General features: G+C 41.0%; 22 protein-coding genes. 12 read left to right on the top strand and 10 right to left on the bottom strand.

Annotation, left to right across the window (positions count from 1 at the left end):
- Positions 1 to 143: 143 nt before the first annotated feature.
- The 3 genes from RMY27_RS00840 (at position 144) to RMY27_RS00830 (ending at position 3,425) form a co-directional block, all read left to right on the top strand.
- On the top strand, positions 144 to 1,244 hold the full coding sequence (locus RMY27_RS00840) for a HAMP domain-containing sensor histidine kinase (protein ID WP_322659590.1): 1,101 nt from the start codon (positions 144 to 146) through the stop codon (positions 1,242 to 1,244).
- Between the two features lie 232 nt (positions 1,245 to 1,476).
- Entirely contained in the window at positions 1,477 to 1,881 is a 405-nt protein-coding gene (locus RMY27_RS00835; RefSeq protein ID WP_322659586.1) for a hypothetical protein, read from the top strand.
- A gap of 329 nt (positions 1,882 to 2,210) precedes the next feature.
- Positions 2,211 to 3,425, top strand: a complete 1,215-nt coding sequence (locus RMY27_RS00830; RefSeq protein ID WP_322659584.1) for an acetate kinase — start codon at positions 2,211 to 2,213, stop codon at positions 3,423 to 3,425.
- Positions 3,426 to 3,682: 257 nt separating this feature from the next.
- Here the strand turns inward: RMY27_RS00830 and RMY27_RS00825 are convergent, their stop codons facing one another.
- From RMY27_RS00825 to RMY27_RS00815, 3 genes are all read right to left on the bottom strand, one after another.
- Positions 3,683 to 4,657, bottom strand: a complete 975-nt coding sequence (locus tag RMY27_RS00825) for a hypothetical protein (protein ID WP_322659576.1) — start codon at positions 4,655 to 4,657, stop codon at positions 3,683 to 3,685.
- Positions 4,654 to 5,484: a hypothetical protein gene (locus tag RMY27_RS00820; RefSeq protein WP_322659573.1), complete on the bottom strand. Its 831-nt coding sequence runs from the start codon at positions 5,482 to 5,484 to the stop codon at positions 4,654 to 4,656. The genes RMY27_RS00825 and RMY27_RS00820 overlap by 4 nt, the downstream gene beginning before the upstream one ends.
- A gap of 95 nt (positions 5,485 to 5,579) precedes the next feature.
- On the bottom strand, positions 5,580 to 6,089 hold the full coding sequence (locus RMY27_RS00815) for a hypothetical protein (protein ID WP_322659571.1): 510 nt from the start codon (positions 6,087 to 6,089) through the stop codon (positions 5,580 to 5,582).
- A gap of 527 nt (positions 6,090 to 6,616) precedes the next feature.
- Here RMY27_RS00815 and RMY27_RS00810 point away from each other — a divergent pair.
- The 5 genes from RMY27_RS00810 (at position 6,617) to RMY27_RS00790 (ending at position 11,656) form a co-directional block, all read left to right on the top strand.
- The gene (locus RMY27_RS00810) at positions 6,617 to 7,402 is read left to right on the top strand and encodes a hypothetical protein (RefSeq protein ID WP_322659569.1); all 786 of its coding nucleotides are present in this window, start codon (positions 6,617 to 6,619) and stop codon (positions 7,400 to 7,402) included.
- A gap of 80 nt (positions 7,403 to 7,482) precedes the next feature.
- Positions 7,483 to 7,902 (top strand): GNAT family N-acetyltransferase, encoded by a 420-nt coding sequence (locus RMY27_RS00805; protein ID WP_322659567.1) that lies wholly within the window; start codon positions 7,483 to 7,485, stop codon positions 7,900 to 7,902.
- 17 nt (positions 7,903 to 7,919) lie between these two features.
- A complete protein-coding gene (locus RMY27_RS00800; RefSeq protein WP_322659565.1) occupies positions 7,920 to 8,714 on the top strand; it encodes an aminotransferase class IV in 795 nt (264 codons plus the stop codon).
- Between the two features lie 113 nt (positions 8,715 to 8,827).
- Positions 8,828 to 10,669, top strand: a complete 1,842-nt coding sequence (gene ftsH3 / locus RMY27_RS00795; RefSeq protein ID WP_322659564.1) for an ATP-dependent zinc metalloprotease FtsH3 — start codon at positions 8,828 to 8,830, stop codon at positions 10,667 to 10,669.
- Positions 10,670 to 10,999: 330 nt separating this feature from the next.
- Positions 11,000 to 11,656 (top strand): Uma2 family endonuclease, encoded by a 657-nt coding sequence (locus RMY27_RS00790; RefSeq protein WP_322659561.1) that lies wholly within the window; start codon positions 11,000 to 11,002, stop codon positions 11,654 to 11,656.
- Between the two features lie 169 nt (positions 11,657 to 11,825).
- Here RMY27_RS00790 and RMY27_RS00785 read toward each other — a convergent pair whose 3' ends face one another.
- Together RMY27_RS00785 and RMY27_RS00780 are read right to left on the bottom strand one after the other, a co-directional pair.
- Positions 11,826 to 12,044, bottom strand: a complete 219-nt coding sequence (locus RMY27_RS00785) for a hypothetical protein (RefSeq protein ID WP_094350008.1) — start codon at positions 12,042 to 12,044, stop codon at positions 11,826 to 11,828.
- Positions 12,045 to 12,646: 602 nt separating this feature from the next.
- On the bottom strand, positions 12,647 to 13,423 hold the full coding sequence (locus RMY27_RS00780; RefSeq protein ID WP_322659560.1) for an ABC transporter permease: 777 nt from the start codon (positions 13,421 to 13,423) through the stop codon (positions 12,647 to 12,649).
- A gap of 327 nt (positions 13,424 to 13,750) precedes the next feature.
- Here RMY27_RS00780 and RMY27_RS00775 point away from each other — a divergent pair, with 327 nt between their 5' ends.
- On the top strand, positions 13,751 to 14,899 hold the full coding sequence (locus tag RMY27_RS00775) for a DegT/DnrJ/EryC1/StrS family aminotransferase (protein WP_322659558.1): 1,149 nt from the start codon (positions 13,751 to 13,753) through the stop codon (positions 14,897 to 14,899).
- A gap of 93 nt (positions 14,900 to 14,992) precedes the next feature.
- On the opposite strand, the gene RMY27_RS00770 is transcribed toward RMY27_RS00775, so the two are convergent.
- Entirely contained in the window at positions 14,993 to 15,739 is a 747-nt protein-coding gene (locus RMY27_RS00770; protein WP_322659556.1) for a DUF561 domain-containing protein, read from the bottom strand.
- Between the two features lie 200 nt (positions 15,740 to 15,939).
- A complete protein-coding gene (locus RMY27_RS00765) occupies positions 15,940 to 16,482 on the bottom strand; it encodes a Uma2 family endonuclease (RefSeq protein WP_322659554.1) in 543 nt (180 codons plus the stop codon).
- A gap of 183 nt (positions 16,483 to 16,665) precedes the next feature.
- Between RMY27_RS00765 and RMY27_RS00760 the strand changes: the two genes are divergently transcribed.
- Positions 16,666 to 17,136, top strand: coding sequence for a GAF domain-containing protein (locus RMY27_RS00760; protein WP_322659552.1), 471 nt, complete (start codon positions 16,666 to 16,668; stop codon positions 17,134 to 17,136).
- A 123-nt stretch (positions 17,137 to 17,259) separates the two neighbouring features.
- Here the strand turns inward: RMY27_RS00760 and RMY27_RS00755 are convergent, their stop codons facing one another.
- A complete protein-coding gene (locus tag RMY27_RS00755; RefSeq protein ID WP_322659550.1) occupies positions 17,260 to 18,204 on the bottom strand; it encodes a putative 2-dehydropantoate 2-reductase in 945 nt (314 codons plus the stop codon).
- A gap of 169 nt (positions 18,205 to 18,373) precedes the next feature.
- On the opposite strand from RMY27_RS00755, the gene RMY27_RS00750 reads away from it, so the two are divergent.
- Positions 18,374 to 18,775 carry a fasciclin domain-containing protein gene (locus RMY27_RS00750; RefSeq protein ID WP_322659548.1) on the top strand — a complete coding sequence of 134 codons (402 nt, stop codon included), beginning with the start codon at positions 18,374 to 18,376 and terminating at the stop codon, positions 18,773 to 18,775.
- A 206-nt stretch (positions 18,776 to 18,981) separates the two neighbouring features.
- Positions 18,982 to 19,311, top strand: a complete 330-nt coding sequence (locus RMY27_RS00745) for a hypothetical protein (protein ID WP_322659546.1) — start codon at positions 18,982 to 18,984, stop codon at positions 19,309 to 19,311.
- 3 nt (positions 19,312 to 19,314) lie between these two features.
- Here RMY27_RS00745 and RMY27_RS00740 read toward each other — a convergent pair whose 3' ends face one another.
- The gene (locus RMY27_RS00740) at positions 19,315 to 19,869 is read right to left on the bottom strand and encodes a GNAT family N-acetyltransferase (protein WP_322659544.1); all 555 of its coding nucleotides are present in this window, start codon (positions 19,867 to 19,869) and stop codon (positions 19,315 to 19,317) included.
- Complete coding sequence (locus RMY27_RS00735) at positions 19,866 to 21,221, bottom strand: UDP-N-acetylmuramoyl-tripeptide--D-alanyl-D-alanine ligase (RefSeq protein ID WP_322659542.1); 1,356 nt, start codon at positions 21,219 to 21,221, stop codon at positions 19,866 to 19,868. The genes RMY27_RS00740 and RMY27_RS00735 overlap by 4 nt, the downstream gene beginning before the upstream one ends.
- Positions 21,222 to 21,354: the final 133 nt, after the last annotated feature.

Here is a 21,354-nt window from a genome sequence, read left to right as displayed (position 1 = left end):
AGGTAATCGCCAATGGTCATGATCCCCAGCAACAGCAGCATAGGCTGACTTTTCTAAGAACCGCTTGACATCACAAGACAGTTGCGTACAATATCAAGCAGTTTAAAGCTGACTGTTTGCTAGTTTTGATGCTTTTGCAATCTATGTCTAATAATCAAGTGTCTAACCGTCTTAAGCAAAATGTTGAAAGAATTATGCAGAGGTGGGAGGAGCGGGCGCGTGATGAAGTCGGTGCATCAATGCATCAGGACTCTCTTCTGCTACAAAATTCCCTACCTGAGTATCTAAACCAATTGGTGGATGAGCTGTCAACGAAGATTGAAAGGACACCAGCCAGAATAAAAAGCGATAAGCTAGAAAGCACTCGGATTGGGAAAAAGCATGGACATGAGCGGGCAGGTTTTGTCGACTACTCAATGACTCAACTCATTTTTGAGTACCACATTCTCCGTCAGGTAATATTTGAAATTTTAGAAGAAGAAGCGGCTTTAGAGGTGAGGGAACGAGATATTATTATCGATTCCATTGAGCAAGCTGTTAATGATGCAGCGACTCAATTTTCCCAGACTTTGCGAGATATTCAAGAGTTATTTATGGTGACACTGACTCACGATCTTAGAGGCCCACTCAATGTCATAAAAATGGGTATTCACCTGACTCTGCGTCGGCTTGAACAAGGAGACACCCATGCGAATATTGCGGCGAAAATGCTAAAAGCAGTCGAGCGTTTGAATTCGATGATTCAAAATCTGCTTGATGCTAGTCGGCTGCGGGCAGGGCAGAGCTTAAAGTTTGAATTTGAAGAATGCAGTTTAGACAGCCTTGTTCGGGACGTAGTAGAGGACTTAAACTTTGCCTATGGAGATCGGTTTATTGTAGTTTGTGATACTGCTATTAGGAGCAATTGCAGCCGTAAAGAGATACAACGGGTAATTGAAAACTTAGCTATTAACGCTGTGAAGTATGGTGCTGTTAATACACCAATTACACTCACGCTTGAACAACTTGAAACGCATATCACCCTCACTATCCACAACGAAGGTAATCCGATTTCTTCAGAAGCTCAATCAATCTTATTTCAGCAATTTCGTCGAACCATCTCTGCTGAGGATCAAACAGGATGGGGGTTAGGATTATTTTTAGCAAAGAGTATTATTGAGGCGCATCAGGGGACGATTGAAGTTGAAAGTGCCCAGGGCAAGGGGACAAGCTTTATCGTTAAATTGCCTAAACTTCCCTATTAGAAGTACAAGTATCATCAGATACTGTTGGCGCTCATTTCACCTCTTTGCTGCATACGCCTACCGAGCAAACCCTCTCCTTTCATGCCCGTTGCAGTTAATCTTGATTGGACACACTAATTCACGCTCGGAGAATTGAATGCGCTTTGATTTTTTTACTTTAACTTTATGTGTTCTCGCACTAGCGGCAACAAGTGGGCACGCCGCTCAGTCTCCCAAGATCCCAGCACTGGTGATGACCAGCCCGGATTCAGCTTTTGCCAACTACGAAGATAAATGCAGCAACGGCGGCAACCTTGACAACGTAAATCGCGATAAGTTTCTTAAACTTATGCTTGCTAATAAAAAATCAAAGCTATCTCAACTGAAAGTAGCTCTCCTTAATGAAATTAAACAAAGTGGCGATGAGCCACGAAACGAGGGTGTCCGTATTGGTGAATGGAATCAAACCTTCCATGACCGAAGTGGTTGTGGCACAAACACTAACAGTTACTCAGCATTTGTTGTCACCGTGACTGGTGGAAATGCAAACCATACGGTCGTGAAATACTTAGTAACAATTGATGACGACGATAAGGCAGGCAAAAGAACCCTCAAGATCCGCAACATCCGTCCAATCAACCTACGAAATAATAACTGAGCAAGCCACTTCTCCTCGTTTCCTAGTTTCAACTTCCTGAAATTTAGAAGCTTCAAAACCTTGTTGTACCGTGAGAAAACTAAGTATAGTATTTCATTAATTTATAGCGAATTTATGAAAAGTAATACCGTACAATGCCAATGCGTTGGCTTAGATTGTTAATGCAGTGGCCACCTTGTTAATGCGTCAGGTTGCATTGTTAATGCAGTGGCCGCCTTATTAATACGTTCCTCTGAATAAAAACGCTACGCTTTTACGCAAAACTGTACTAAGCATGAAGCTAGAATTAGTGGCACGATCAAAGGAGATCGTCTTTTTCTGTTGTCACTATGAAGATATTGGTACTGAATGCCGGATCGAGCAGCCAAAAGAGTTGTCTGTATGAAATTGCAGATGAAACTCTGCCTAGCCAAGCACCCGAACCCCTTTGGGAAGGGAAAATCAACTGGACTCAAGATCGGGGTGTGGCAGAAATTGAGGTGAAAACTGCTATGGGTGAAACGCTGCAAAAATCAATCTCTGGTGATTCTCCACAGGCGCACCTCACCGATATGCTCGATACACTTAGTCATGGTGCTACCAAGGTAATCGATCGCTTGTCAGAAATCGATGTAGTGGGGCATCGAATAGTACATGGTGGAGAAGATTATCGAGATAGTGTGGTAATTACGGAGGATGTCAAAAAGGCGATCGCCGATCTATCTAACCTTGCTCCAGCGCATAATCCAGTGGGTTTGGAAGGCATAGAAGCAATTGAACAAATCTTAGGAGTCACCCAAATAGCAGTCTTTGATACCGGATTTCATGGTACTTTACCCGATGCAGCAGCAATCTATCCCGGCCCATATCAGTGGGTAGAGCAAGGTATCCGTCGCTATGGGTTTCATGGTATTAGTCATCAATACTGTTCTGAACGTGCTATCCAAATTCTCGGTCGAGATGTTGCATCTGAGCGGTTAATTATCTGCCATTTGGGCAATGGTTGCTCTTTAGCAGCGATTAAAAACGGTCGCAGTATTGATACTACTATGGGATTCACGCCCCTAGATGGATTAATGATGGGTAGCCGTTCTGGTTCAGTCGATCCGGGGATTCTGATTTACCTGTTGCGGCACTGCAATTACTCTGTAGAAAAGTTGGATGAGTTATTAAATAAAGCTTCTGGGTTAAAGGGAATTTCGGGTATATCTAGCGATATGCGTGAAGTGAGAGAAGCGATCGCTCAAGGTAATTCTCGCGCTCAACTGGCGTGGGATATCTACGTACACCGTTTGCGTTCTGGTATTGGCGCAATGCTTACTAGTTTGGGCGGATTAGATGCTTTAGTGTTTACAGCAGGCGTGGGTGAACACTCTCCACAAATTCGCCAAGCCGCCTGTGAAGCCTTGGGATTTATCGGACTAAAAATAGACCTTGAGAAAAATCAACAGCAACCTGTAGATGAGGATATTGCTACATCCGATTCAGCAGTGCGGGTATTAGTTATTCATACTCAAGAAGATTGGGCGATCGCCGGGCATTGTTGGCAAATATTGACAAAGTAAAAATCATCAAAAAGCCAACCCCTTTTAGAAGTTGGCTAAATTGCAGCAGATTTCAAGTTAGTCAAGTCCTGAAGAGCTTCATCTCGAGTCTCCAAGGTTTTAAAATCAGTTCTTGACAAGGCAAAGTTACAAGCCAAATGTTCAGCTTCATACTTTTTAATCACTTTAGAGAGAGAATATTCAAAGCTCAACTCTGAGTAAGGATTTTGGATTTTACTCTAGCGATAGTGAAAGAAAGAGAGTTAAATGGATTTAATTTAATTTAAATTTCTTAATAAGGGACGCATAATCAATTTAACAACTCGTCCCCATGTAAAGCTTAAAATGTACTCTACAAATTTTGGGGTGATAAGTGAAAAAAGCGGCAAGAATAAGGCAGTGAGATTACTAAAGCTAGTAGTAGCAACAACAACACTAGGGATGAAACAAATCAGCGTCCATATCAACCTATTTATAAATTTAGAGTTTATGGAAGTACGACTTTGAAATTGATTAACGACTATATAGCGAGTAGTAGCAAATAATATAGTTAACCCTAACCAAGCAAATATTACTAGCATCCAATTTGCTAGATGGAGATTGTAAACTAGAAAACCAGCAGGAAAGAGAAAAGCTATCTCCCAAACTAGCAGATTTAATTGAGTCCGAAGACAGCTTAGTATTTGCTCAATAAGCCAATAATGCACATAAACAATATTTAAACACTGAGGATTTTGGATAAAATCACTCCTAATTTTGTGAATTATATCGCCATAAAATAAAATATTGCTTTGTAAAATAATATCTTGCTCTTTCCAAAAATATAAAGCTGATGTATCTTCTCTATAATAAGAATTAAAAGTAAGTCCATACTGTAATCTCGATTTATTTTGTAATGATTTACTCCAAAATAATTTGATAAAATTTACGATAAAAGTATTGTCGAATATTTTAAAATTATTTTTATTAACTACTAATTTAGTGTATGGTGTAGCGTTCTTATTAAAGCAAATCTTATCGCTAAAACAATTGTAGTACCAAAGGTAAGCTAGTAGCTTTGGAGGAATGTACAAAGAGCAGCCTATTTCTCGTGCTTCCGCAATTTGTTTTAAAACAGTCTTATTTAGATAAAAAGTATACTGTCCTGGTTCAACCTTAATTTCAAGCTCAATAGGAGTGCCTTGAGGTATTTGTACAAAGAAAGGGAGTTGAACATCAGCTTCATTGTCTGTGTGTGTTTTCTCAGCGTTCATTGTCGGGATAATTTTGCGATATTTTGTACAATACCAATCAGAAAAGCTAGCGTTCCACGCCACTGTTTCTCTCCAGCAACTACCCCTTCATTATGTATTTTTAGAATTAAATCTCTATCCCCTTCAGGTAATTGAAATAGCTTTTTATGATAACGACTAATAATATCTCCATCTAACTGCATAACAGTTTGAGCATAAATAATATCAATATCTACGGTGGTAATGTTGTCACTATTAAGTGCCGCTTTTAGTTCAGACATTTTCCGCAAGGTACGAATAAATTTATCATTATTTAAAAGTTCTTCAATCTCTTTCCACCTTTGCTGCAAACTTTTTAGATTATTTTCTTCTCGATCTGCAACAGGAGTAGGAGCAGGCAATATTGGTCGAGCTAACTTTATGTATACCTCGTCAGTTGGAAGAATATTCGCTTTATGTTCCACTTGATATTTAAGACGCTCTTGATATTGGATTATTCTGGAGTCTGGGTCACTACTATCATTGCTTTTTTCCAGGAGAATGTAAAAATATTCTCTTTCAAGTTGCGAAAATAGACTTGTATAACGCTTACGTAATTCTTGAGCTTGAGTTTTTTCTGGTTCTGGTAAATCGTCTGGATTTGGAATTCCTTTGACATCAAAGTAGTCTTTGTCATTTATTGAATAAATCTCTTCATACGCTTGCCAAGCATTAAATTTTGCGCCAGTAATTTGCTCCACAACCATTGTATTTATTTCTAAAGCTGTAATATCATCAACTAATTCATGTACAGATGAGACTACTTTCTCTAGCAAATCTTTGGCTTGTTCTTGAATTTTGTTAGGCATAGTCATAATTTCCTTGATTTATTTAAAGCAAATTAACCTACAGGTTTGGATAAATTCCTATTCTGTAGGTATTTTAATCTAATTAATATCAATAATTACTGAGGACGAGATAACGATTGTTGTGAAGTTTTACGAGATTTCATAATTTCTATAAAAAATCCATATAACTTTTGCAAACTTTCTATATTTTTCTGCATAATTTCCCGGCTTTCTTTGATTTGAGTTAGATGAAATTCGCGAAGTTCTGTATATGGACCACTCCCAACAAATTGACTACCAACTTCATTAGTTATATCCCCATCAATTAGATTGATTATAGTGTGTATTCGATTACCTGTTTGGGCAATTTGCTGTCCTTGCAGTTGTTCTAAGTGAGTAGATGATTCTGGAACCCAAGTGGTAATTTCTAACTCGACAACTTCAACTATTGCTGTTTGAATAGCATCAATAATTTCATCAATGTTGAATCCTTCTCCCTTACTATTCAGCTTCTTAACTTTGATTTTAAATTCACTACTTGGTTTGCTATATTGACTATTAATTTCCCAATTCTCTATGGATTGACCATTAGTTTCTGTGTTTTCATTAAGAGTATTATTCACCATGATGTTTTAGAGGTTACAGACAGATGTAAATATAAACAAGATACAACTATAGGTGATGTCAAAAGTTTTCAGGCTTTTACTAAAAAAAAGTAATTAAAGTCAAAACAACTTAATATTTAATAAATTTTTACTAAAAAAATTATGATTTCCTACAGCCAAATTTATCTTAGAAAAAGAATAATACCATTTTAGATTTTGGAATAATTGCGTTGCAGCGAATCTAGCACTACCGTAGGATTTCCCCATTGTCCTAAGTAGCGTGATTCTGAAATAATTATTTAATTAGCTTTTGGGCGTTTACTTCAAATCAGTATAAATTCAATATTGATTTGATACAAAGAATACGTAAATATATTTTAGAGCAAAGATAAATTTAAAGTATCAATAAGCACTAAATAATAAAATTAGTTTATTTAAGTCAACTTTTTTATCTTACCAAGCAAAGCTTAGACGCACGAGTAGGTCTGACTTTTCTTATAGCACTATGTATACAATGATATAACTGCGATCGCAAAGCCAAGGAAAATATGTTGTTATCTCGTCAAGCTTTTGCTACACCTTTTGTAATTTTTATGTGTATTTTAGCAGTTGGCTTGATTCAATTCCCCCAATTGCAAAAACTAATAAATAGAAAACAATCTGCCTCTTTAGAAAGTTTAAAAAAAGAAATAAAAGCTGAAAATATCCGTCTAAATTTTCTCAAAAAAACACCTAGTTTTGGTTATGATAACTTTGTTGCAGATTTGGTATATCTCAATTTTCTTCAATATTTTGGAGATGATGAAATTCGAGATAAAACAGGTTACAGTTTAAGTCCAGAATATTTTGAAGTTATTCTAGAACGTGACCCGCGATTTTTAGCAGCCTATCACAGTCTTTCGATCAGCACTTCATTATATGCTGGTATGCCAGAACGTGCGATCACAATATCAGAGAAAGGCTTAAAATCACTATCTCCCTCAGTTCCCGAAAGGTCTTATTACGTTTGGCGTTATAAAGGAGTCGATGAGTTATTATTTTTAGGCAATGCGAAAGCTGCCCAACAGTCTTTTGCAACGGCGGCAAACTGGGCGAGTAAATTTTCAGATTCAGAGAGTCAACTTATAGCTAATACCTCCCAAAGAACTGCTGAATTTCTGAGTCGAAATCCTAATAGTAAATATGCTCAAATTTCAACATGGTCAATGGTTTTAAATAATCATGCTGATGAGAGAACTCAAAAACGCGCAATTAGAGAAATCGAAGCTTTGGGAGGAAAAATAGTTACAACTCCTGAAGGCACGAATAAAATTATATTTCCACCTAAAGATTAAGTTATTGCAAGTGTAATCGAAGATTATATTCATTCAATTATTTTCAAGTTTCTCATACATGATTGATTAGGGTAATACTGATGTCAATAAAATTGGCAGAATCTGACTTTCAAATATTAGAGTGTTTTCCTGTTATTTCTCAGTTGCGCCCTCACCTTGAGCAGAATAATTTTGTAGAACAAGTTCGATATCAAATGAAAGAAGGATATCAACTTGCATTCTTGGAAGTAGAAAAACAAGCTGTAGCAGTAGCTGGATTTCGTATTTTTAATTGTTTAGCATCGGGAAAGTTTTTATATGTTGACGATTTAGTTGTTGATGAGTTGAAACGGTCACACAGCTATGGTCAACAGTTATTTCAGTGGCTAATTGAATATGCCAGAAATCATGAGTGTAAACACCTCAGTCTGGATTCTGGCGTTCAGCGATTTGCAGCTCACAGGTTTTATCTCATGCAGCGTATGAGTATCACAAGTCATCACTTTTCAATGGAGTTGTAGAGACAATAAATTTGGTTGTGACAAATAATATTTTTTGGTATGACGGTAAATTAATTCACTCTCAAACCCTAGAATTAAACATTAACGATCCGGGTTTACTTTATGGGGCAACTGTTTTTACAACATTGCGGGTTTATCAGAACTCGCTAGATAGTAATTTAACTCATTGGCAAGCACACTGCGATCGCTTGCTCTTCTCACTACAAACTTTTGGCTGGCAGCAACCCGATTGGAACCGTCTGCGTCAAGGCGCTCAAATTCTTCTCCCACACTTCCCCGTTCTCAGAATTACCCTCTTCCCCGATGGACGAGAGTGGATAACTGGCAGATTCTTACCACAAAATTTGACACAAAGACAAAAAACTGGTGTTTCGTGTGCAGTTGCGAGTCCTGAATTTTCTCGCTCTCTCCCCTCTCATAAAACTGGAAATTATTTGAGTGCTTGGTTGGCGAAAACTAGCTCAGATACTCAAGAAGCAATATTAGTCGATGCTCAAGGAAATTGGCTAGAAACCAGTACAGGGAACCTTTGGGGATGGTGCGATCGCAGTTGGTACACGCCGCCTTTGACAGCCGGAATTTTGCCGGGAATTGGGCGATCGCAACTTGTAAACTGGTTGCAAAACCACCAGCAGCCAGCGCGAGAAGAAACTTGGAGTGCCGAGTTAGTCCAGAGATTTGAAGCGATCGCCTACACTAATAGTGTGGTCGAAATTATTCCCATTCATACAGTTCATCTGCCTTCAGGGTCGCTACAATGTAATCCCTACCATCATAGTTTTCAGCTAATAAGGGAGCTTTTTTTAGCATGACAACCACGCCAAATTTGTTATATCTTAAGATAAGTTAACATAATTCTTAATAATCACCTTTCCGAGCAGAGAAGCTAGGCGATTGCGCGAAAAATACCGGAGGATAGACCTTAGTGAATAAAAGATGGAGAAATGCAGGGCTGTACGCGCTGCTGTTTATTGTCGTCATTGCGCTGGGAACAGCATTTTTTGACAAACAACCCCAAAGCAGAGAGACATGGCGATACAGTCGCTTTATTCAAGAAGTTCAGCAAGGCAGAGTAGAAAAAGTCAGTTTGAGTGCAGACCGCTCTACAGCACTGGTTACACCCAAATATGACCCAGCTAAACGGATTGTTACCTTAGTCAACGATCCAGACTTGATTAATACTCTGACTTCTAAAGGCGTTGATATTTCTGTTTTGCCACAAACCGACGAAGGATTTTGGTTTAAGGCACTGAGCAGCTTATTTTTCCCTGTATTGCTTTTGGTTGGCTTATTCTTCTTACTACGTCGCGCTCAAAGTGGCCCAGGTAGCCAAGCAATGAACTTTGGCAAATCCAAAGCCAGAGTCCAAATGGAACCCCAAACTCAGGTGACATTTGGCGATGTTGCTGGTATTGACCAAGCCAAGTTGGAATTAAACGAAGTCGTAGACTTCCTGAAAAACGCCGATCGCTTTACCGCCGTTGGTGCAAAAATTCCTAAAGGTGTATTGTTAGTTGGCCCTCCTGGTACAGGTAAAACCCTCCTAGCTCGTGCCGTAGCTGGGGAAGCAGGTGTACCCTTCTTCTCAATCTCCGGTTCGGAATTTGTGGAAATGTTCGTCGGTGTGGGTGCATCCCGCGTCCGCGATTTGTTTGAACAAGCTAAGACCAACGCTCCTTGTATCGTCTTCATCGATGAAATTGACGCCGTAGGTCGTCAACGGGGTGCAGGTTTAGGTGGTGGTAACGATGAGCGGGAACAAACCCTCAACCAGTTGCTCACCGAAATGGATGGCTTTGAAGGCAACACTGGCATCATCATTATTGCCGCTACCAACCGTCCTGATGTCCTAGATGCAGCCTTGTTGCGTCCTGGTCGCTTTGACCGTCAAGTTGTGGTAGACCGTCCTGACTATGCCGGACGCAGCGAAATCCTCAAGGTACACGCCCGTGGCAAAACCTTGGCGAAAGATGTGGACTTGGATAAAATCGCCCGTCGTACCCCTGGATTTACTGGCGCAGATTTATCCAACCTGTTGAATGAAGCCGCAATTCTGGCAGCACGCCGGAATTTGACTGAGATTTCAATGGATGAAATCAACGACGCGATCGACCGCGTATTAGCTGGGCCAGAGAAGAAAGACCGGGTAATGAGCGAAAAGCGCAAAACCTTGGTGGCATATCACGAAGCTGGTCACGCCTTAGTTGGTGCTTTGATGCCAGACTATGACCCAGTACAAAAAATTAGCATCATTCCTCGCGGTCGTGCAGGTGGTTTAACTTGGTTTACTCCTAGTGAAGACCGGATGGACACAGGTTTATACAGCCGCGCTTATCTGGAAAATCAGATGGCTGTGGCTTTGGGTGGTCGAATTGCTGAAGAATTAATCTTTGGTGAAGAAGAAGTTACCACTGGTGCTTCTAATGACCTCCAACAAGTAGCACGGGTTGCGCGTCAGATGATTACCCGATTTGGGATGAGCGATCGCTTAGGCCCTGTTGCTCTTGGTCGTCAACAAGGTAACATGTTCCTTGGACGCGATATCATGTCAGAGCGTGATTTCTCTGAAGAAACCGCCGCCGCCATTGATGAAGAAGTCCGCAAACTTGTAGATGTAGCCTATACACGTGCGAAAGAAGTGTTAGTGGGCAATCGCCACATTCTAGATCAGCTAGCGCAAATGCTGGTTGATAAAGAAACAGTAGATGCTGAAGAGTTGCAAGAAATTCTATCGAATAACGATGTGACAACTGCTGCGTTTGCCTAATTTAATGAATAGTTAGGAGTAGAGACGCGATTCATCGCGTCTTTACAAGAGTTAGGAGTTAATGGCAAAAGCCCGGTCTTCACGATCGGGCTTTTAATCCGTAATGGGGTTATATTCCCCGGAGGTTCGTTATAAAGTTTCAGTATAAATCGCTAACGCTAATCTGATGATAAAGACTACCACGTGACTATAATCAGTTCCGGAAAATTAGAAAAATTTTTTTAGATACACCAAAATCAAAAGAGCTATAACTTTGACTTCACAAGGGAAAAGATACAATCTAGCTACAATTTAAGAAGTCTGGATTGTGAAAAAATCCCCGAACCCATTATGTTAGAGTACAATCCATTAGCTTGCTTGCCCTCCTCTGAGGAACTGCCCGACTCTGACGATACCCCTGTGGATAATGAACTACAAGACTTAATTCCTAGTTTACTTAAAGCCGTACTGGCAATGGCATGGGCAGATCGAATGGACTGGTTTTTCGGGGCTGATATGGCTGTTTACTATGACCCCAATCTACCAGCGATAGTGCCAGATGGATTTTTAAGCCTGGGAGTCGAGCGATTTTTCGATGAAAACCTCCGTCTAAGTTATGCAATTTGGGAAGAAGAAAAAGTTCCTATATTGGTACTGGAAGTAGTATCTCAGACTTATCGTGGGGAATACACTACCAAAAAAAACGAGTATGCAAAGCTCAAAGTCTTGTACTATGTTGTTTATAATCCTACTCGCCGCCGCAAGCAACACTTAGAGGTTTATAAATTAGTCAATAACGAGTATCAATTGCTGTCAGGAAATCCTGTTTGGCTACCAGAGGTAGGTTTGGGAATTGGCATAGAACGAGGAATATATCACGGGATCACGCGAGAGTGGCTGTACTGGTATAACGAGCAAGAACGACGTTTACTAACGCCAGAAGAACGTGCCCAAATGTTGGCACAGAGGTTACGCGAACTTGGTATCGATCCTGATTCTCTCCCATAAGAACTCGAATCAGGGTAACTCGGAGATTTTACGAATTACCTTGATTGCGATCGCTGCAAAAAGAATTTATGCATTCTGTCGCCCACCCCTCATGGCATCAAATAGATAACTTTCTAAATTTCAATCGGACTAACGTCAAGAGTGACTGGATACTAATCAGTTGGTTAACTTACACTCTGGATGTCGGTTTCAAAAATAGCCATGCCACAAAGAATGTAGCCGCCGTAAATAGTTGCGTCAAATCCAAAGCAGATAGATAGCCATCTGCAAATGAAGCAATACTGCGATCGGTAATGCCAAATACCCAAGATGACAGCCCAAATAGCCAAATCCCATTCTTGAGATTTCCGACGAATTCTTTAGAGTCCGATCGTTTTTGATCTTTCATAATCTTCTGTTCCGTTGCTGAACAATCTGGTGATTGATGCTAAATACCTGCCATTAGGAATTTTTTCGGATTCCTGACGCTGAATTTACATTTACTATCTATTAACAATATTAATAAATATTTCACCTACTTGACATCCCTACCTAAAGGGACATCTCCTAATGATGACATTCCTCTTTTGGTTCTGTTACCTCCGATAGACGGCAATACGTTGAGTTCTCAGCTTTACAGCGTCAGGTTTAAATACTGAAATCACATGATTTTTAAATAACCATATAAATATTTATTTATGCTTTGTATAAAATACCTCATAGGATAGATGCGTTTCCAAAATCTTTTCATATTTCAATTATGTAGAGACTTTGTAGGGTAGCACAGCCAGCTATGCGCCCCTCCAAGGAAATGAAATACTTATTTTGGAGTAGATTAATTCCTTACTCTTGACTCTTGACTCTTGACTCAGCACTCTTGACTCTTAACTCTTCACTCTTGATTCTTGACTCAGCACTCAGCACTCTTGACTCTTGACTCAGCACTCTTGACTCTTAACTCTTCACTCTTGATTCTTGACTCAGCACTCAGCACTCTTGACTCAGCACTCATCATCTTACCAACTGCGCGGCAGAATTAAAAAATTGCCGACACAACCCCTTCGTGACTAAAACTGTTGTCAACAAGTTAGCAAAAGCAACCATGAACATAATCAAAATTTCGTAGGAGACAGCATCTAGAGGTTTGACACCAGCTAATAACTGTCCGGTGGTAATTCCTGGTATTGCGACCATACCTATGAGTATCATTTGATTGAGAGTAGGAATCAATCCGGCTTTGATGGCGTCTTTGCGATACTGGCTAACTGCTTGCTGTGGAGTTGCACCTAAGCTTAAATGGGTTTCTATTTCGAGATGGCTGGAATTAATGGTGCTGACAAGGCGATCGCCTGCGATCGCAGCTGCATTGGTAGCATTACCTAAGACTATCCCTGCTAGGGGAATTATATACTGTGGTTCGTACCATCTCTCTGGTTGAACGATTAAGAAGTTGATGTAAAACACTGTCACGGCGGTACTAATTAAAATTGCACCCCACACCAAAGGCAATAAATGAGGAATTTTTTGGCTGATGCGATTTCGTGCGACAATCGCCGTAATTGTCAGCATTATTGCTAATAGCGCCAAAACTGCCCAAGCATTGTCTAAAGCCAAGATGAAATCTAAAATGTATCCCAATACAAGAAGTTGTAAGATGGTTCTCCCAGTAGCAAGGGCTAGGTTCAACTCTAATCCTAATTTTTCCCAGGCAGATAAACCAATGGCGATCGCCATCAATCCCACAGCTATAGCTAAATCCACGAAATCCAGCTTGATCAGATCCTCCATGGGTTCTCTATTTCCTAATGTTTTCTTCTCCAAGCTGTCTACACAAGAGGAACTTTGATCCGATGTGTTGGATCTTGGTTGATATATATCACTTTCATCAATTCAAAATTCCAAATGGTACGACCTTAACATGGCAAACACCTAGTATGCCTACTATCTGTAAATTAAATGTGCAGTGGTTTCCCGCACCACAATTTAAGTAAAAACCCTAATAGATGCGTATCTTGGGCGATAGTCTTTTAGTAGCTCCTCTTTGATTAACAATTCAATCAGCAAAAATTGACTGTCGAAGTGCATCCTTTGTATCTCCCGATAAAATGAGAACTCATGATCCAAAGTGTAAATCCCATCCCAGCCTTTGATATCAAGCAGCAATACACCACCATCGAAGCAGAAGTAAGTGCAGCCGTCTTAGAGGTTTTAGCTTCTGGCCGCTATATTGGCGGCCCCTTAGTCGAAGGCTTTGAACAACAATTTGCCGCTTATAATACTGTTACTGAATGTGTGGCTTGTAATTCTGGTACTGATGCGCTCTACTTAGCGTTACGAGTCTTGGACATTGGTGCAGGCGATGAAGTGATTACAACGCCTTTTACCTTTATTGCAACATCTGAAGTAATTAGCGCCGTCGGTGCAAAGCCTGTTTTCGTTGACATTGACGCGACTACGTTTAATTTGGATGTGGAGCAAGTCGCGGCGGCGATTACACCTAAAACTAAAGCGATAATCCCGGTTCACCTCTTTGGACAACCCGTGGATATGACATCATTGATGGCGATCGCTCAGTCTCACAATTTGTCAATAATTGAAGATTGCGCTCAGTCTACAGGAGCAATTTGGGCCGATCAAAAAGTAGGAAGTATTGGACATATTGGTTGCTTTAGTTTCTACCCTACCAAAAATCTTGGTGGTTGCGGCGATGGTGGAGCAATAACGACTAATGACCCTGCGATCGCCACTAAACTGCGAATCCTACGAGATCATGGTAGTAAAATTCGATATTTACACGAGGAAATAGGTGTAAATAGTCGATTAGATGCTCTCCAAGCAGCCATTTTGCAGATTAAGCTACGTTATTTGGATATTTGGAATTCTCGAAGACGAGATATTGCCAATTATTACTACCAGTTTCTTAGCCAAGTTCCGGGGATTGTCCCGCCGCAAGAATTACCTGGGGGTATCGGGGTATGGAATCAATACACTATTCGCATATCCGGTGAAGGGCGAAATGGTTCTAGCGCCAAATATCGAGATTGGGTGCGTAGTCAATTGCAAGAACAGGGCGTGAGTTCAATGATTTACTACCCCCACCCTTTACACTTGCAGCCAGTTTATCAAAGTCTGGGCTATGAAACTGGGGATTTACCAATAGCAGAGCAAGCTTGCCATGAGGTTATATCCTTACCTATGTTCCCAGAACTGACACAACAGCAGCAAGACCAGGTAATTTATGCTTTGAAGGATTGTTTCGGGTGAGGGGAGCAGAGGGGCAGAGGGGCAGAGGAGCAGAGGAGAATAATTAGTAACTAATGCCCAATGCCCCATGCCTAATCTCCAATCCCCAATGCCCTACTTCTCAGTCAGCACTCTTGCAGTTGCTAAGGCTTCTACTAAGCCACGCACAGCAGCAATCATTGCGACTTCGCTATTGAGTTGGTTGATGGCGGAACCAACACCAACACCAGCAGCACCAGCCGCGATCGCTAATGGTGCGGTAACGTTAGAAATGCCGGAAGCACACAATACTGGTACTGACACTACACGGGAAATCTCAAAAGCTGCTGCCAAGGTGGGAGCAGCTTTTTCAATTAATCCTAGAGTTCCGGGGTGAACTGGGTTACTACTAGTACCACCTTCGGTTTGGATAATATCGGCTCCAGCTTTCACCAGTTCTTCTGCTAGCTGTACCTGTTGATCTAGTTCCAGGATGTGAGGAACGGTGACAGATAAGGTGATTTCTGGGAGGAGAGCGCGAGTTTGCTTAGTCAGCGCTAGCACTTCTGGAGCCTCAAAACGCCGTCCTTGAGCATAAAAGGAATCGAAATTACCGATTTCAATTAAATCAGCACCAGCTGCCACTGCTTGCACAAATTTCTCTGGCTCTACTGCTGACACACAAATAGGTAAATTTGTCAAACTTTTAGCTAATTGGACTAAAGCTGGATCGGCGGCAATATCGACAAAAGTAGCACCGCCAAATTCAGCAGCTTTGACTGTAGCAGCGACGCTAGCGGCGTCGAAGTTATTTAAACCGCTGATCACTTTTAGAACGCGGCGGTTAGTAAATGCACGTTGGAGTGTGGAATGCATCGTCATATTTTGGCTTTTGAAGCTACGAAAATTAGGTATATTCTACCGTCCCTCAGTTGATGAGAGACTAAATCACTATAGTAGTTGCCAAATATTGATAATTTTATCCTTATTGCCACTAGTCAAAGTTTTGCCATCTGTACTGAAAGCGATCGCATAAACTTCTAATCCGATCCATCTATGTCTGTAGGGTTTTTACCACTATCCTAGTCAAACTCTAGAGGCCACAAATCTGCAATTGGTACTTCCCATCCTGGGAGCAGTTCGGGAACTGTTAAAATATCGCCATCACGAAGTATTATTGGCTCTTGTCCAAAGTTGTAAACTTCAACAATCCGCTCATCTGGATTGAGCAAAATTCCTACCTTAGTTCCTAAACTCAGAAATTCTTGAATTTTGGCTCTCAGATCCTCTAAATTATCGCTAGGGGACTTCACCTCTACAGTCAAATCGGGAGCCAATTGAGCAAAAGACTTGGGGCTACGACGCAAGCGTTCGGCTAAAACAAATGAAGCGTCCGGTGCGCGCAAATCGGAATTAGGCAATCTGAAACCGGCGCTAGAAGCTGCTGTTCGTCCAAGTTTGCGCGGTCTAACCCAGTTACGTAGCTGGGCTACCATTTCAGCTGCGACTTCATCTGATTCGTATCCTGATGGACTCATAACAATAATATTACCCTTGACTAGTTCCATGCGGAAGTCAGGGTGCTGTTGCTGCATTTGTTCCAAGTCTTCAAGTGTTAGGGACATAAAACCTCTAGTTACACGCCTCTATATTAATTATGGAGACAACAGACCTCTCCAAGTGCGATCGCCCCATAAATTCCCCTGATTTTTACGGAATGTGGAAAGGGAAGATTGGTTTTACTAAATGAATTTTCCTAATTACTAATTACTTTCCGCGTTTTCGATCAAACTTTATTTTTTAGCACTATGACTTTAAATACCAAACCTATTTTTGATACCCTGGCTAATGAAGGATCTGTCATTGACTGGAAGCGATTGCTGGCTGAAATCCTGGACGCTTTCGACTGCTCTACAGGTACCATCCATACCCTAGTTCAGGATAGCCAGCTATTGCACCTAAAGGCTTACCAGGGTATTCCAGAATTCCTGTTGCCTAAAATGACGGTAATTCCCATTGGCAAAGGGATGGCCGGTGTCGCCGCCGAACGCAAGCAACCTGTACAGATTTGCAACCTGCAAACGGATGAATCGGGGGTGGCTAGGCTCTCAGCAAAAGAAACGAAGGTAGAAGGCTCGATCGCGATGCCGCTAATGCTAAACGGTCAATTGCATGGTACTTTGGGCATTGCCAAGCTGGTTCCCTACGAATTTACTCCAGAAGAGAAAGAGATACTGATGGAGATTGGAGAGGCTATTAGCCGGAAAATCGTCAGTTAAAATCAACTAGCGACTAAATCTTTTAACTCTCTTTCTTTAACAAATCTCTACAGTTTTATTGCCAATAGGTATATAATCAGAAAAATCTGTCAATATTGCTCCTCTAAGATTTTCTTGTCTCCCTCATTCCCCTAACTTTCCCTTCGCATCTAAAAACTTCAATTGGTGGTATAAACAGCTAATCTGCACTAAATTGACACCTGCTGCTTGGGCTTTCCGTAATGGGTTGCCGAAAATTGCTTCTACCTCTAAGGGACGATGTTCGTCGTAGTCAATTTTCATGCTGGGGCGATAAGGTGTCATTTTGACAGTATAATCGAGCATTGTTTGAATGAAGCGATCGCTAATAATCCGTCCATAACTTTTTGCCCCCGCCGCTACCTCATACATCAACTGTTCGACTAACTTGCGGGTGTACTCATACGCCATTAATTCATCAGTTCTAGCGTTGAGAATCACAGAAAGCCCATTGTATGGGATATTCCACACCAACTTTTTCCAACGTGCTAGTAGTAAATCTTCAGCTAATTCAATTGAGATACCAGCGCTTTTAAAGTCATCAGCAATTTGCTGCATCCTCTCAGTTATCCCACTAGGCTGATAATTAGGGGTATATTCACTGAAGTTAATTTGCCCATAGTCTAGATGGTGTATATGCCCTGGCCCCACTTTGTTAGAACATAAAAAGCACAATCCGCCGATAACAGTTACATTACCAACAATTTCAGCAACTTCCTCTTCTACACCAAGTCCATTCTGTAATACCAACACCACCCCATTATCTTTAACTACAGGTGGCAACATCTTTGGTAGTAAATGGTTTTGCGTCGTCTTCAGTGCCACCACTACCACATCGCATTGTGGCATCTTTTCTACGTCGTTGTAGGCGTGGACTTCAGGAAGGGTAAAGTCACCGTCTTTGGACTCTACCACTAAACCATATTTCTTTACCTGTTCGTAATCACTCTTGAGCAAAAAGTGGACATCCAACCCAGCTTTTTGCAGTCTGGTGCCATAGAATCCACCTAATGCTCCAGTTCCCAGAATGGCATACGTGCGATCGGACATTTCTTTTATAACGGAATTTTCCTAGAAACATCATAAGGTGATGTCTGACAGGAGTACGCATCTAGATGTAGTTTTTTCAACGCCTGATTTGAAATATATTTTTGTTTAATAAAACTTAAAATAGGTTTATTATCCTTTAAAATCTTTTGCAGAGATTTAGGTAAGATATATGGCTGATATTGTTGATATTGCAGTTACGGCTGAGTCGTTTAAAACACTGGTGGCAGCTGTACAAGCTGCTGGTTTAGTAGAAACATTAAAAAGTCCTGGCCCGTTCACTGTCTTTGCACCAAATGACGATGCTTTTGCCAAGTTACCACCGGGAACTATCCAAACTTTATTACAAAACATTCCCCAGTTAACGCGAATTCTAAAGTATCATGTCGTTTCCGGAAAGCTGCTACAGGCTGATTTAGCAGAACTTGGCACGGTTAATTCTGTGGAAGGTTCACCCATTAAAATTCATTCTTTTGATGGTTTTGAAGTTAAAAATGCCACAGTTTTAGCAGCAGATATCGAAGCTGATAATGGTGTGGTACACGTTATCGATACGGTAATTTTACCGGGTTAATTCAGCTAGGGTGGGTGTTTTCCACCCTGCTTATCCAAAATCTTTATAATTAACTAACTATTGGTAGTATCAAAACGCAGTTCAATAGTTTAATTTATGTTATGTTTGCAATGTGATTACTCACTCCTCTGTTAATCTAGATTTAGTTATTTTAAAATAAATTAAATTAAATTCTTAAAAAGCTAACATCTATCCCAACAAAATTAATGCTCGATTTTAACACCTTAGTAGAGTTCTCTCGTGGCAACTGCGTAAGTATTTGTGCATTTCTTGTACCAGCGAACTTACTTGTCACAATTTTAACGATGAGCCTGGTAGCGTTACGTCGTCCATCGCATCAAGTTTGGCAATCTGCTGGAATCGCTAGCTTTTTCGCTTCTGTAATGATATTGCACGTATATACTTGGTTCATGATTGGCGTAGTGATGGCTCCTACTTATATTTTGCTGTGGCTAGCAATCACCTGTTTGGTGACTAATTTTGCAGCAATTCTTTTTCAAAGACGCTACAGTAACAGTCCTAGTCTTTCCAACTGAAGTCTATAGGTGATATTTTAGACCTCTCCATTCATGCTCAAGGATGGCATATAGCCAAGAGTCTCGCCATTCTCCCTTAATCCAATGGTGTTCTCGCAAATACCCTTCCTGCTGCATTCCGATTTTTTGCATAACTCTTGCTGAGGCAATGTTTTCTGGGTGACAAGTGGCAAAGATGCGGTGTAAGCCTAACTCCTGAAAACCAAAGGATACAAGTGCTTTTACAGCTTCAGTTGCATATCCTTGTCCCCAAAATTCCTTAGTAAAAGAGTATCCAATAGAGCCTATTTTGTTGTCAGCATCCTGAACAGATATGCGACAGATACCAATTAATTTATTTTGCGGTTTTAAAGTTACTCCCAAAGCAAAATGCTGACGGGGTTCTTCCCCTTGCAATGAAATCTCTCTTTGCAAAAAGTTTTTGGTATCTTCTTCGCTATTCGGGCCAAAGGTTAAATAACGCACAACTTCATGATCGCTAGCGTATTGATGAACCCCTGGCCAATCTGATTCTACAAAGTCTCGCAGTACGAGACGTTGGGTTTCTAGTGGTATCATTTAGGAAATTCTGCACGTAATTGATTAACTACCCGATCTAGTCCTACAGAATGAGCAGCTTTGAACAATAAACGATCGCCTGTTTGCACAAATGTCTTCAATCTAGCCACCAATTCGGCATGAGTTGCAAAGCACTCCGATGGGATACCCTCGGCACTTTGAGCGATCGCTTCGGCGTCTTCTCCATCTACTAAAACCAACAAGCCATCTAAATTCAACTTTCGTACTGTTTCTCCCACCCGTTGGTGCAACTGCTGCGATCGCTCTCCCAATTCTTTCATTGCACCCAATACGGCAATTTTCCGCTTTCCGGGTGTATCTGCTAATAATTGCAACGCTGCAATCATAGCTTCTGGTGCAGCATTATAAGTTTCATCTAAAATTACCACATCATTGGATAAAGTAAATCGCTGCGATCGTCCTGTGGGCATATCCACGATCACACCTGTTTTGAGGCTTGCCCAATCGATCCCCAAAACCTTTGCCACTGCTAAAGCTGCCAAGAAATTAGTCGCATTATGACGACCAGGTAGAGGTAGAGGTAGTTGCATTCCTGCGACTTCCACAGTCTCGTTATCAATTAATTGCCCTTGAATATCCCCACCAGAGAAGCCGTAAGTTAAAACTTCTCCGTGCCAAACTTTCCCTGCTGTGGCCATTAATAAAGGATTGTCGTGGTTGAGAATTGCCACACTATCAGCAGGCATTTCGGCTAACAACTCACATTTTGCCTCAGCGATCGCTTCTTCGGAACCCAGTAACTCAATATGTGCCGTTCCCACATTGGTAATCACTCCAATTGTTGGCCGCGCTATTTGCGTCAGTTCGGCAATTTGTCCTCTACCGCGCATCGCCATTTCAATTACGGCGTAGTCATGTTCTGCGCCAAGTTCTAAAAGAGTTTTTGGGACTCCGATTTCGTTGTTGTAATTTCCATAAGTTTTGTGAACTCGTCCCTTTGTTCCTAAAACTGCGGCGATCAATTCTTTGGTTGTAGTTTTACCCACGGAACCGGTGACGCCAATTACAGGAATATTAAAGCGATCGCGCCACCATCTGCCAATTCGTTGATATGCCTTGAGAGTATCTTTTACCTGTAATACAGGAAATCCCGGATTTTCGTATTCAAAATCTACAATTGCAGCTATTGCCCCCTTTGCGATCGCAGTTGGCACAAATTCATGTCCATCAAACTTATCGCCTCGGAAAGCGACAAATACTTCACCCGGCTTCAAGGTACGGCTATCTGTTTGGATACCGCTAGTTACCTGTGTTAAAGCAGTTTCAGATAAGTTTACAGAATGGCCCAAAATAACTTCAACCAGTTGGGTTAGGGTGGCAGAACAACGCATAAGGAATTTACAATTTAAAGTTCAAAATCATAAAATCGAATTATGACATAATATTGTTGAGATGAGATAATTTATACGATCAATGTAGAGACGTTGTAATGCAATATTTTTAGATGATATTGAATTATTGCCA

Origin of the sequence: Nostoc sp. DedQUE09, from assembly GCF_034530915.1 — a bacterium.
In the GTDB taxonomy this organism is placed as follows: Bacteria; Cyanobacteriota; Cyanobacteriia; order Cyanobacteriales; family Nostocaceae; genus Nostoc.
The sequence above is the reverse complement of the archived record's forward strand: the minus strand, read 5'-3'. Positions and strand labels throughout refer to the sequence as shown.

Bases quoted from the DNA above. Each gene is read 5' to 3' on its own strand.
- RMY27_RS00840 (WP_322659590.1), top strand. From the start codon at position 144: ATGTCTAATAATCAAGTGTCTAACCGTCTTAAGCAAAATGTTGAAAGA.
- RMY27_RS00835 (WP_322659586.1), top strand. From the start codon at position 1,477: ATGACCAGCCCGGATTCAGCTTTTGCCAACTACGAAGATAAATGCAGC.
- RMY27_RS00830 (WP_322659584.1), top strand. From the start codon at position 2,211: ATGAAGATATTGGTACTGAATGCCGGATCGAGCAGCCAAAAGAGTTGT.
- RMY27_RS00825 (WP_322659576.1), bottom strand. From the start codon at position 4,657: ATGAACGCTGAGAAAACACACACAGACAATGAAGCTGATGTTCAACTC.
- RMY27_RS00820 (WP_322659573.1), bottom strand. From the start codon at position 5,484: ATGCCTAACAAAATTCAAGAACAAGCCAAAGATTTGCTAGAGAAAGTA.
- RMY27_RS00815 (WP_322659571.1), bottom strand. From the start codon at position 6,089: ATGGTGAATAATACTCTTAATGAAAACACAGAAACTAATGGTCAATCC.
- RMY27_RS00810 (WP_322659569.1), top strand. From the start codon at position 6,617: ATGTTGTTATCTCGTCAAGCTTTTGCTACACCTTTTGTAATTTTTATG.
- RMY27_RS00805 (WP_322659567.1), top strand. From the start codon at position 7,483: ATGTCAATAAAATTGGCAGAATCTGACTTTCAAATATTAGAGTGTTTT.
- RMY27_RS00790 (WP_322659561.1), top strand. From the start codon at position 11,000: ATGTTAGAGTACAATCCATTAGCTTGCTTGCCCTCCTCTGAGGAACTG.
- RMY27_RS00785 (WP_094350008.1), bottom strand. From the start codon at position 12,044: ATGAAAGATCAAAAACGATCGGACTCTAAAGAATTCGTCGGAAATCTC.
- RMY27_RS00780 (WP_322659560.1), bottom strand. From the start codon at position 13,423: ATGGAGGATCTGATCAAGCTGGATTTCGTGGATTTAGCTATAGCTGTG.
- RMY27_RS00775 (WP_322659558.1), top strand. From the start codon at position 13,751: ATGATCCAAAGTGTAAATCCCATCCCAGCCTTTGATATCAAGCAGCAA.
- RMY27_RS00770 (WP_322659556.1), bottom strand. From the start codon at position 15,739: ATGACGATGCATTCCACACTCCAACGTGCATTTACTAACCGCCGCGTT.
- RMY27_RS00765 (WP_322659554.1), bottom strand. From the start codon at position 16,482: ATGTCCCTAACACTTGAAGACTTGGAACAAATGCAGCAACAGCACCCT.
- RMY27_RS00760 (WP_322659552.1), top strand. From the start codon at position 16,666: ATGACTTTAAATACCAAACCTATTTTTGATACCCTGGCTAATGAAGGA.
- RMY27_RS00755 (WP_322659550.1), bottom strand. From the start codon at position 18,204: ATGTCCGATCGCACGTATGCCATTCTGGGAACTGGAGCATTAGGTGGA.
- RMY27_RS00750 (WP_322659548.1), top strand. From the start codon at position 18,374: ATGGCTGATATTGTTGATATTGCAGTTACGGCTGAGTCGTTTAAAACA.
- RMY27_RS00745 (WP_322659546.1), top strand. From the start codon at position 18,982: ATGCTCGATTTTAACACCTTAGTAGAGTTCTCTCGTGGCAACTGCGTA.
- RMY27_RS00740 (WP_322659544.1), bottom strand. From the start codon at position 19,869: ATGATACCACTAGAAACCCAACGTCTCGTACTGCGAGACTTTGTAGAA.
- RMY27_RS00735 (WP_322659542.1), bottom strand. From the start codon at position 21,221: ATGCGTTGTTCTGCCACCCTAACCCAACTGGTTGAAGTTATTTTGGGC.